General features: G+C 71.6%; 6 protein-coding genes. 3 read left to right on the forward strand and 3 right to left on the reverse strand.

From position 1 onward, the window contains the following. Positions 1-9: 9 nt before the first annotated feature. Entirely contained in the window at positions 10-2,133 is a 2,124-nt protein-coding gene (locus tag AC5P1B_RS26425; protein WP_493890208.1) for a sigma-70 family RNA polymerase sigma factor, read from the reverse strand. A 392-nt stretch (positions 2,134-2,525) separates the two neighbouring features. Continuing rightward, positions 2,526-3,383 carry a TetR/AcrR family transcriptional regulator gene (locus AC5P1B_RS26430; protein ID WP_493890209.1) on the reverse strand — a complete coding sequence of 286 codons (858 nt, stop codon included), beginning with the start codon at positions 3,381-3,383 and terminating at the stop codon, positions 2,526-2,528. 370 nt (positions 3,384-3,753) lie between these two features. Here AC5P1B_RS26430 and AC5P1B_RS26435 point away from each other — a divergent pair, with 370 nt between their 5' ends. Together AC5P1B_RS26435 and AC5P1B_RS26440 are read left to right on the forward strand one after the other, a co-directional pair. Continuing rightward, on the forward strand, positions 3,754-5,049 hold the full coding sequence (locus AC5P1B_RS26435; protein ID WP_493890220.1) for an NAD(P)/FAD-dependent oxidoreductase: 1,296 nt from the start codon (positions 3,754-3,756) through the stop codon (positions 5,047-5,049). A 359-nt stretch (positions 5,050-5,408) separates the two neighbouring features. After that, positions 5,409-7,991 (forward strand): ATP-binding SpoIIE family protein phosphatase, encoded by a 2,583-nt coding sequence (locus AC5P1B_RS26440; RefSeq protein ID WP_493890210.1) that lies wholly within the window; start codon positions 5,409-5,411, stop codon positions 7,989-7,991. A gap of 15 nt (positions 7,992-8,006) precedes the next feature. On the opposite strand, the gene AC5P1B_RS26445 is transcribed toward AC5P1B_RS26440, so the two are convergent. Beyond that, complete coding sequence (locus tag AC5P1B_RS26445; protein ID WP_493890221.1) at positions 8,007-9,347, reverse strand: MFS transporter; 1,341 nt, start codon at positions 9,345-9,347, stop codon at positions 8,007-8,009. Positions 9,348-9,483: 136 nt separating this feature from the next. Here AC5P1B_RS26445 and AC5P1B_RS26450 point away from each other — a divergent pair, with 136 nt between their 5' ends. Beyond that, the gene (locus AC5P1B_RS26450; protein WP_493890212.1) at positions 9,484-10,044 is read left to right on the forward strand and encodes a MarR family winged helix-turn-helix transcriptional regulator; all 561 of its coding nucleotides are present in this window, start codon (positions 9,484-9,486) and stop codon (positions 10,042-10,044) included. The last annotated feature ends 229 nt before the right edge of the window (positions 10,045-10,273 follow it).

Below are 10,273 nucleotides of genomic sequence, written 5' to 3' on the forward strand. Positions count from 1 at the left end.
CAGACAGGCTCACGAACGGCAGCTGATGCGCGACTCCGCCCAGTCGCCCAACGTCGCCAGGCCGAAGACGGAGTGCGGCTCGACAACCAGCCGGATCGTCTCGTGCCCGGCCAGTGGCACACGCACCGGGATGGCCGGGCGGCCCGCGCGCACCACGCCCGACCGCCACAGCCGCACCGAGTCCCCGTAGACCGAGAAGCGCGCGGCGCCCACCCCGTGCGTCAGATCATCGACACCGACGACTGCGTCGTACGTCGTGCACGCACGGTTGAGGTCGATCGTCACGGACGACGGGGCGTGGACCGTCGCCCCGTGCCTGAAGCGCTTGCCGTCGACCGACAGGCCGTCCCGCTGCCACAGCGGGCTGCTGCCCGCGAGCCGCACTTCCGGCTTGCTGCCGTCACCGACGCCGCCGTACTCCAGCCGGTTCAGCTGATAGACCGCCGGGGCCGGGGCGGGTGGTGTCGGCGTCGGGGTCGGTTTCGGAGGGGTGGGCGTGGGCGTAGCGGGCGGGGTCGGGGTCGGGGAGGGCCTCGGGGGAGTGGGGCTCGGGGTCGGCTGCGGAGCCGGGCTGGCGGGGGGCCGGGTCGGTGTGGGGGACGGCTTGGGCCGCGGTGGCTTCGGCTTGGGCTTCGCCGACGGAGCAGGCGGTGGCTTGGGCCTGGGCTCGGCGTCGGGTGGTGGCGGGGTGGGCTTCGGCGAGGGCTTCTGCGGCGCGACAGGGACGGCGGACGACGGCTTGGCCTCCGGCTTTCTCGGTGGCTCGGAACCGCCCGACAGGGCGTAGGCGAGGATCGCGCCCGCTGCGACCGCCACCCCCGCCGCGATACCGGCCTTCGCCGGGGCCCCCAGCCCTTCGCCGGCCGCCCCACCCGCGGACCCGGCACTGCTCTCCGCGCCCGCTGCTCCGCCGCCTGCCGCCCCGCCCGCCGCTCCGCCGGTGGCGGCCGCCGCACCGGTCGCTGCCCCGGCCCCGGCGACGCCCGCCCCGACACCGGCGGCCGCCTTGGCCGAATACCCCGCGGCGAACCAGCCGATGACCGCGATGGGCAGCAGCTCGCGCAGCCGCTCGTTGACGTCCGCGACCTCAAGCGCCGCCATCCGGCACTTCGCGCACTCCGCCAGATGCTTACGCAGCCCCCGCTCGGCGCGCATCCGCAGCCCACCACGGGCGTACGCGCCGAGCCGGTCGGCGTAGCGGGCGCAGTCGCCTTCCGCCGCCTGCGCCGTGTTCACATGGGCCTGGAGATACGCCTGCTTGAGCTTCTCCCGTGCCCGGTGGGCCAGTACCGCCGTGGCGTTGTCGGTCAGACCGAGCAGCGGCGCCACGTCGCACAGCGGCTCCTCCTCGACCGTGGTGTGCCACAGCACCGTCTGGTAGTGCTCGGGCAGGCTTCGGAACGCCTGTACGGCCAGTGACTGGTCGGCCTCGTGCATCGCCCGCACGTCCGCGCCCACGTCGAGCCCCGACCCGGCCGTCCGCTCCTGATGCGCGGCGGGGCGGGCCGCCGAATCGGCGAACACGGCGAAGTCCTCGACGAGCTGTTCCCGCTTGGCTGTCTTCGTCCAGGCCGCGGCGACGCGGCGCACCGTCGTCAGCAGGTACGCGCGCACCGCCGTGTCAGGACCGGCGCCGCCCCGGACGGCTTGCAGGGTGCGGGCGAACACCTCAGCCGTCAGGTCATCAGCGGTATGCGCGTCCCGGCAGCAACTACGGGCATAGCGGCGCACCGCGTCGGCGTGCCGCCGGTACAGCTCCTCGTACGCGCTCATATACGCGCTGCCGTACGCGCTCCCGTACGCCTCACTGTCACGGTCGCTCGCTCGCATGCGCGCCAGCAACTCGCGGTCGGAAGCGGGAACGTCTGCCTCTCCCGTGCCGCTTGTTCCCCCTCGGTCCGACTCCCTGCCGACCGCTCCTGCCTCGCCCCCTGCCGACGCTGTGTCAGCCGACCCGAGCCCCGCCGACGCACCCGCGCCCGCTCCGGCGTCCGAGCTGGTCCCCGGGCTCGCCCCGCCGCGCCGGTGTCGGCCGGCTCGCTGCTGAGGAACGCTGGGATCGGCGGTGGCAGCCGCGTCCGCGATGCCCTCTTCCTCGTGACCGCGTGGCTTGCCTGGTCCCTCAGCGCCCATACAGGCAGCCCCCGTACGTGCCGACATTCTCGAACACCGGGAAGAGTGCCACAGCCTTTACGGGCTGGTCCCCGTCTCACCCGGCAACCACCCTTCCGGGGGCAATTCGCCAGGTAGAGCTCTATCGTTCACCCGAACGGGGAAGGCTTCAGGGTCGCCCACGAACGCCCGCGCCAAGAGGCACGCAGCGATGTGTGGCCGACCCACCGCCCAAGGTCCCGGGCCGAGATCCAGGGGAAGGCCACCCCGTCGGACCAGCCGAAGCGGCGGGACCGGCCGAGACACCCGGACCAGCCACAGCGACCGGCCCGCCGAGACCGCGCGCAAGGCCCGCCCCAGAGCCAGGCTCGCGGGGCGGGGCACGCGTCAGGCCGTAGGACGCGTCAGACGCTTCAGACCGTAGGACGTGACCGAAGGCCGTCGAGCAGGATGTCCAGCAGCCGCGTCGAAGCCGCGGCCTGCTGCGCCGCGTCCGGAAGCGACGGGGCCGCCGTCGCTATCACCAGCAGCACATCGGCGACCGTGACGTCCGCCCGCAGTTCGCCTGCCGCCCGTGCACGCTCCACGAGCTTGCCGACGACCTCAAGCAGCGCCGTGGCCCCGCCGTCGTCCTGGACGGACGCCTGGCCGGGCCCGCCACCGACCCCGGCCTGAACCGCGCCGGACGACGCGGACGGTGCGGCGGCCACCGGAGCGACAGCCGCGACCGGGGCGACACCCGGCATCGGGCCGCCGCTGTGCGTGGCACCCTCCAGCTGGCTGGGCGTGGAGCGCTGCTCCACGAGACGCAGCTCAGGCGCGGGCGGCGTCGGCTGCCGCTGATGCGGCACCCGGGCTTCCTCCGCGTCCACATCGACGCCCACCCGCAGCACCTGCGGCGGCAGCAGGCGACCGGCGCCCGAAGCCACCGACGTACGCAAGAACCGCGACAGCGCCGACCACGGCTCTTCCTCTTGCCGGAGGGCGGCGCGAGCCTGGTCTGTCAGCCGCGCGGTCTCCTCCTCGGCTATCCGGCGCACCAGCACGTCCTTGCTGGGGAAGCGCCGATAGACCGTCCCGACCCCTACTCGGGCCCGGCGCGCCACGTCTTCCATGGGCGCTCCGTAACCCAGCTCCCCGAAGACCTCGCGGGCAGCCCGCAACACATGCTCAAGATTGCGCTGTGCGTCGACGCGCAGCGGCGTATTGCGGCCATTGCCGCCGTCCGATGCCGCAACAGTGGATGACCAATGAGAACTCTGAATGTGCATAACCGATCCCCCGGTAATGACGTCTCCCCCCGGAGACTCCCCGCCCTGACCGTCGAGGCTGTGTCGACACCCCGACGAAGTACGAACATAGTTGAGCCCAGGTCAAGAATGAAGGGGTAGTTCCGTCCGGAGCGCCCCCCGATCGGAGTACGCGGCCGATCTCTCCCGATTCGCGACCCGTTCGGCACCCCGCGACCCGCCGCTGACCTGCGTACCTTCCGTAGAACTTACCGAACCGCAGCCTCCGCTTTCCCGCTGGCCTCCGGTCACACATTTCGTCGAGCCTGTGGACAAAGCTGAGCTGTCGGTGCGTCATGGGAGGGTGAAGGAACCCGCGCGCATTCTTGTTGTCGGCGGTGGCTACGTCGGGATGTACACCGCGCTGCGCCTCCAGCGGAAGCTGAAGCGTGGCGAGGCGCAGGTCATCGTGGTCGACCCCGAGCCCTATATGACCTACCAGCCGTTTCTGCCGGAGGCGGCGGCTGGTTCGATCTCTCCACGCCATGTGGTGGTGCCGCTGCGCCGCGTCCTACCGAGATGCCAGGTGGTCATCGGCGAGGCAACGGCCATCGACCACGGGAAGCGAACGGCGTCCATCACGACCCTCGCCACGGCCGAGGAAGGCACCGGCGCGATCGAGATTCACTACGACGAGCTGGTGCTCGCGCCCGGTTCGGTCGCCCGGACCCTCCCCATCCCAGGATTGGCCGAATACGGAATCGGTTTCAAGACGGTGGAGGAGGCCATCGGGCTCCGGAATCACGTCCTTGAGCAACTGGACATCGCCTCTTCAACACGTGATCCAGCCATCCGTGACGCCGCTCTCACCTTTGTTTTCGTCGGCGGCGGGTACGCGGGCGTCGAGGCGCTCGGCGAGTTGGAGGACATGGCGCGCTATGCCGCCCGCTATTACCACAACATCTCGCCCGATGACTTGAAATGGGTGCTCGTCGAGGCCACTGGCCGCATCCTCCCCGAGGTCGGCGAGGAGATGGGCCAGTACGCCGTACGGGAGCTGCGCGGCCGCAACATCGACGTACGTCTGAACACGCGCCTCGACTCGTGCGAGGAGCGTGTCGCCGTGCTGAGTGACGGCTCCCGTTTCCCAGCTCGCACGCTCGTGTGGACCGCGGGCGTCAAACCGCACCCGATCCTCGCCGCCACCGACCTGCCGCTGAACGACCGCGGCCGCCTCGCCTGCACCGCCGCGCTGCGCGTCGACGGCACCGAACACGCCTGGGCGGCGGGCGACGCGGCAGCGGTCCCCGACCGCACGTCGGACACGCCCGGTGCGGAGTGCGCCCCCAACGCCCAGCACGCCGTACGCCAGGCCAAGGTCCTCGCCGGCAACGTGCTCGCCTCCCTGCGCGGCCAGCCGCTCACCGACTACGAGCACAAGTACGTCGGCTCCGTCGCCTCACTCGGCCTGCACAAGGGCGTGGCGCATGTCTACGGGCGCAAGCTCAAGGGCTACCCCGCCTGGCTGATGCACCGGATCTACCACCTCAGCCGGGTGCCGACCGTCAACCGCAAGGCCCGGGTGCTGGCCGAATGGACCCTGGCCGGGCTGTTCAAACGGGAAATCGTCTCGCTGGGCTCGCTGGAGAACCCGCGAGCCGAGTTCGAACTCGCCGCCGGGACCGGCCGCCATCCCGAAGCCAGCTGAGATGCGCGACGGAACGAGCCGCCGGAACGCCCGTACGGGCTGGCGGGAGAGACACCGGGCCGGGCACGGACCGGATGGCCGGGAAGGACGTCGCGCGGGACGTCCGGAGGAAAACCGGGAGGGCGGCCGGGCCGCCACAGGCGGAGCCGGGAACTCCCACGGCATGACTGGCGTCTGACGGATGTCAGTCCGGTCGGTCACACTGGTCGTGTGACCATGGGTGGGCTTGTATCTGCGAAGAGTGACAATCACGAGGTTTTGGACGTTTGCTGCATTCCCCTGGGGGCCGTGCCCCACACTGCTGTCCGCCACCCCGCGCTGGCGCGCTGCTCCGCCACGACCTCGCGAGGTAATCCTCAGTGAACTTCACGCGCTGGAGCGCCCGACTCCCTGGAACACAGCGCCGCGCCGCCCGCAGCGACCGCGCCGCGCGGCCCTCGCAGCCGACGTCGTCGGGCAGCGGCTCGGTGCCTGCCGCCCGAGGTGAGCGCACGGACGCGGCGTCGCGTGCCGAGCCCACGCCGAGTGCCCGGCCCGACGCCTCCGAGATCCCCACGCTCGAAGAGCTGTCCGTCCAGACGCTGCTCAGCCAGGTCCCGGCCCCCGTCGCCGTGGTGTACGGGCCTGACCACCGCATCGCGTACGTCAACGACGCGTACGCCTCCCTTTTCGGTACCCGTGTCACCGGCCTGCCCGCGCGCGAAGCGCTCCCCGAGCTACAGGAGATGGGGCTGCTGCCGCTGATGGACCAGGTCCTGCGCAGCGGCAAGCCGCGTACGGTCAAGTCCCGCCGCGTCCCCAAGGACGTCCCGGCCGCTCTGGCGGCAGCGGCGGCCCACGACCGGCCGGCGGCCAAGACGGACGGCTCGTCGGCGTCCGATTCCCCGGGCGAGCCACCGGAAGCGGGCCCGGCAGCGAGGCAGGACGCGGGCGCGGGCACGCGTACGGGCGCGCCCGTGAAGACGTCCACCGCGTCCCCGGACCTGGGCGGAGGCGAGGCCCCCGGCGCGTCCTCGGCGTCCAGCCGTCAAACGCTCACCGAGTCCCTTACGGAGACGGACACAGGCACGGACACGGACACGGACGCATATCCCCCTGCGGAGGCGGCATCCGCGCATACGGAGACGACATCGTCCGCCGAAGTGACGCCCCGCGGGACCGCCTCGGTGCCGGCCCGTATGACCCGTACGAACAAGGCCACGAGCACGGCCACTGCCGCCCCCGTGCCCGGCCCCACCCGCCCGGACACGTCCACCGCGTCTCCCGAGGACCGAGCCGGTACGACGACGGGCCGAGCCGGTACGACCGCGGACACCGCTGCCCCGGCCGCCGACCCGCTGACCCAGGCCGCCGCCGACCCGCTGGTGGACGATCCTCTGCTCGAAGCGGCCATCGATGCCGTGACAGGGTCCGCGACCGGCCCGCGTACGGGCGGGGCAGCCGATGGAGGGACGAAGCAGGGCGGCCGAGGCGCGTTGCTTTCCGGTGGCGTACGTCCTGAACCCGCGGGTGCGGGGCCTGTCGTCGCAGGGCCCAGCCCCCGCACCCGTGACAGCTACTACACGTTCACCTGCACACCCATCGAGGTGGCGCTCCCGCCCACCGCCCACGCCGCATCGGCCCCGGCGCCGAGCCCGGACCCCGGCCCGGGCGCGGCCGCTACCGAAGACGCCCCCGACGGTAGCTCCGAGCCCGCTTCCACACCCGCTCCCGCCACCGCCTCCGGTCACGACAAGCCGTCAGCTTCCTACCGGGGTGTCCTCGTCTTCGCCGCCGATGTCACCGACCAGGTCGAGGCGGTCGAGCGACTGCGGGTGAGCGAGCGCCGCCAGCGTGAGGCCGCCGTCACCCTCCAGCGCAGCCTGCTCCCGCAGGAGCTTGAGCAGCCCGACGACCTGCGCGTCGCCGCTACGTACCAGCCGGGCGGCACGGAGGCCGCGGTCGGTGGCGACTGGTACGACGTGATCACCCTCGGCGCCGGGCGCACGGCCCTGGTCATCGGCGACGTCATGGGCCGCGGCCTGCGAGCCGCCGCCGTCATGGGACAGCTGCGCACCGCTGTCCGCGCGTACGCCCGGCTCGACCTCCCGCCGCACGAGGTGCTGCAACTGCTCGACGGGCTGGCCGCCGAGATCGACGCCAGCCAGATCGCCACCTGCGTCTACGCGGTCCACGACCCGAACGAGGGCCGCCTGGTCTACGCGTCCGCCGGGCATCTGCCGATCCTGGTCCGGGACCCTGACGGCACGGTACGGCGAGCCGCCGAGCCCACCGGGCCGCCGCTCGGCACGGGCGGCTGGCTGCACGCGTCGGCTTCTCTTCCGCTCGCGCCCGGATCGAGCGCTGTCCTCTATACAGACGGCCTGGTCGAGCGGCGGGACAAGGACATCGACGACGGCGTGGCCGAGCTTGAGCGCGCCTTCGCCGGTGCGACCGGCTCGCCCCAGGTGATGTGCGACCGGCTGATCCGCGCGCTGGGCATCACCGCCGAGCACGACGATGACGTCGCCGTCCTGGTCCTTCAGCACCCCGCTCGTACGGGCCACGACGCGGAGCTGTTCCACAACGCCGCGCTGGAACTCCTCGGCGGTGTCGAAGCGGCACCCCGCGCCCGTGCCTTCGCCTCCGGCGTCCTCGCCAGCTGGCGGTTCCCCGCGGAGCTGCGCGATCTCGGTGTGCTGGCCGCCAGCGAGCTCGTCGCCAACTCCCTCCAGCACGGCACACCCCCGATGCGGCTGCGCCTGCGGCGCACCGACCGGCGGCTGATCATCGAGGTGACGGACGGCGACGACCACCTGCCGAGGCGCCGCCGTGCCGAGCCCGCGGACGAGGCCGGACGCGGGATCTCGATCGTGGCCACCATCGCCTCGTCCTGGGGATCGCGGCGCACGCCCGACGGCGGTAAAGCGGTCTGGTGCGAATTCGCCCTGCCCCGCCGCTGACCCCGGATCGGCTGGTCAGACGGCGGTCGCCACCGCATCGGCGTCCGCGCGAGCCCGTGGCGCGGTGACGGCGTCAGCGCCGGCCGACTGTCCGCGCGGAGCGGGCACCGGTGCGACCGGGCCCGCGTGCGGGTTGTCCTGGTCCGGCCGCAGACGGCGCCCCATCCGGAGCGCGAGCCAGCTGATGCCCAGCGAGCAAGCGATGAGCATCGCGATGTACGCCACGTACAGCCCGCCTCCGGCCATGAGGCCGCCCACCGCGGGGCCGACCGCCAGCGCCAGCTGCTTGACCAGGGCGAACGCGGAGTTGTACTGCCCGATCAGCGACGAAGGGGCCAGGTCGGCGACCAGTGGCGCCACGGTCGGCGACAGCATGGCCTCGCCGAGTCCGAAGAGCGCGTACGTCGAGATGATCGCGGCGGTCGCCATGGCCTGGCTCCCGTGCACGAGCCCGGAGGCCCCGGCCATCACCCAGGCGACCGTCCAGATCAGACCGACCAGGGCGATGACGCGGCTGCGACGCCTGCGCTCGACCAGTTTGAGCACGACGAACTGCGCGATCACGATGACAGCGGTGTTCGCGGCCAGGGCGATGCCCAGCGTCGCGGGGGAGATCCGGGTGACCTCCACGGCGAATGCCGAAAGGCCCGACTCGAACTGCCCGTAGCAGGCGAAGAACATCACGAAGCCCAGCACGCACAGCTGCACCATGGACCGGTCGGCGAGCAGCGCCCGCATTCCGCCTTCGGGCCGCTCGCCGGTCGGCACGGCGTCCTCGACCTTCGCCACATGAGGCAGCCGTACGGTCGCGATCGCGGCGCCGAGCACGAGGAACATCACGGACTCGATGGCGAACAGGCGGACGAAGCTCGACGGGTGCGCGGTGTCCACGAGCAGCCCGCCGAGCAGACCACCGAGGCCGAGGCCGAGGTTGTTGAGGAAGAACTGCGTCGCGAAGGCCCGCGAGCGGGTCTGCGGCGTGGAGCACCACACGATCATCGTCGCGAGTGCGGGCTGGATCACCGCGATGCCCGCGCCGAGCATGCCCGCCGCGGCGATCACATACGGCTCCGTGGACGCAAGCCCGAGGCCCAGCGATCCGATGGCGGCGGCGACCGTGCCCACGATGGCGACGGGCAACGGCCCTCGCCGGTCGATGGTCCGACCGGTGAAGGGCAGAACGGCAAGCGCGGCCACCGCGAACGTCGCGAGCACCACGCCCGCGGTGCTCGCTCCAAGATCGCGTACCTGCGCCACATAAATGAACAGGAACGGGACAGTGAAGCCGTTGCCGAACGCGCTCAGCGCGTTGCCCAGCTGAATCCGGCGCAACGCGGCGCCCATCGCGGTGGTCACACTCACCTACCTAGGTCGTGTCGAAGGGTGAAAGGGGGACAGCTGAAGCCTGAAGACTTCAGAGTTAAAGTTCGATGCTTAAGAGTACACAGGGAAGGAGTTCAATGCCAATGAGTTGCGTGTCATACTGCGCGGCATGCCTGAGACACCGGCCCCGACCGGGGACCCGAGCGAGCCGACCCTTGAGGAACAGATCGCGGCTTATCAGCGAGAGTTCCAAGACCTGGACCCCCAGGTGGAGCAGGTCGTCTCCGCCCTCCAGCGCCTGAACCGGCGCATGAACGTCGCGTACGGCCGCCAGACCGCGACCCTTGGCATCAGCAACACCGAGTGGGAGGTCCTGAAGGCCCTTGTCCTCTCCGGAGCGCCCTACCGGCTGGGCCCCGGCGACCTCGCCAAGCGGCTCGGGCTGACTCCGGCCGCGATGACGCACCGCATCGACCGCATGGCGAGCGAGGACCTCGTGACACGGGAGCGCGACGAGAACAACCGCGTCCGGGTGATCGTGGAGCTGACCGACCGGGGCCGCGAGCAGTGGCTTGAGGCGATGCGCATGGCGTCCGTCTTCGAAGAGGACCTGCTCCAGGACCTGTCCCCGGCGGAGCGCGGCCTCCTCGGCGAGCTGCTGACCCGCCTGCTGCGCCGGGTCGAGGACGCCCAGCCGGACGCGGGCGGCCGCCTAAAAGACCTTGACTGACCGAGGTTGACACGCATGGGGCTCGTCCGTAGTGTTCTCCGAGTTGCCACGGCGCCGTAACGGTTCTGTGGCGGCCACTCACGCCGCACCGGCGGCAAACCATTACCGCACGGCCTCCCTACGGGATGGATTTCGGCATGCTGAAATCCGAACGAAAGCCTCGATTATGAGGCACCGGGGAAATCCGCTAAAGTAGTGATCACGCCGGAAGGCGCGAAACAAACCCCCC

It is taken from the genome of Streptomyces sp. A01 (assembly GCF_059026195.1).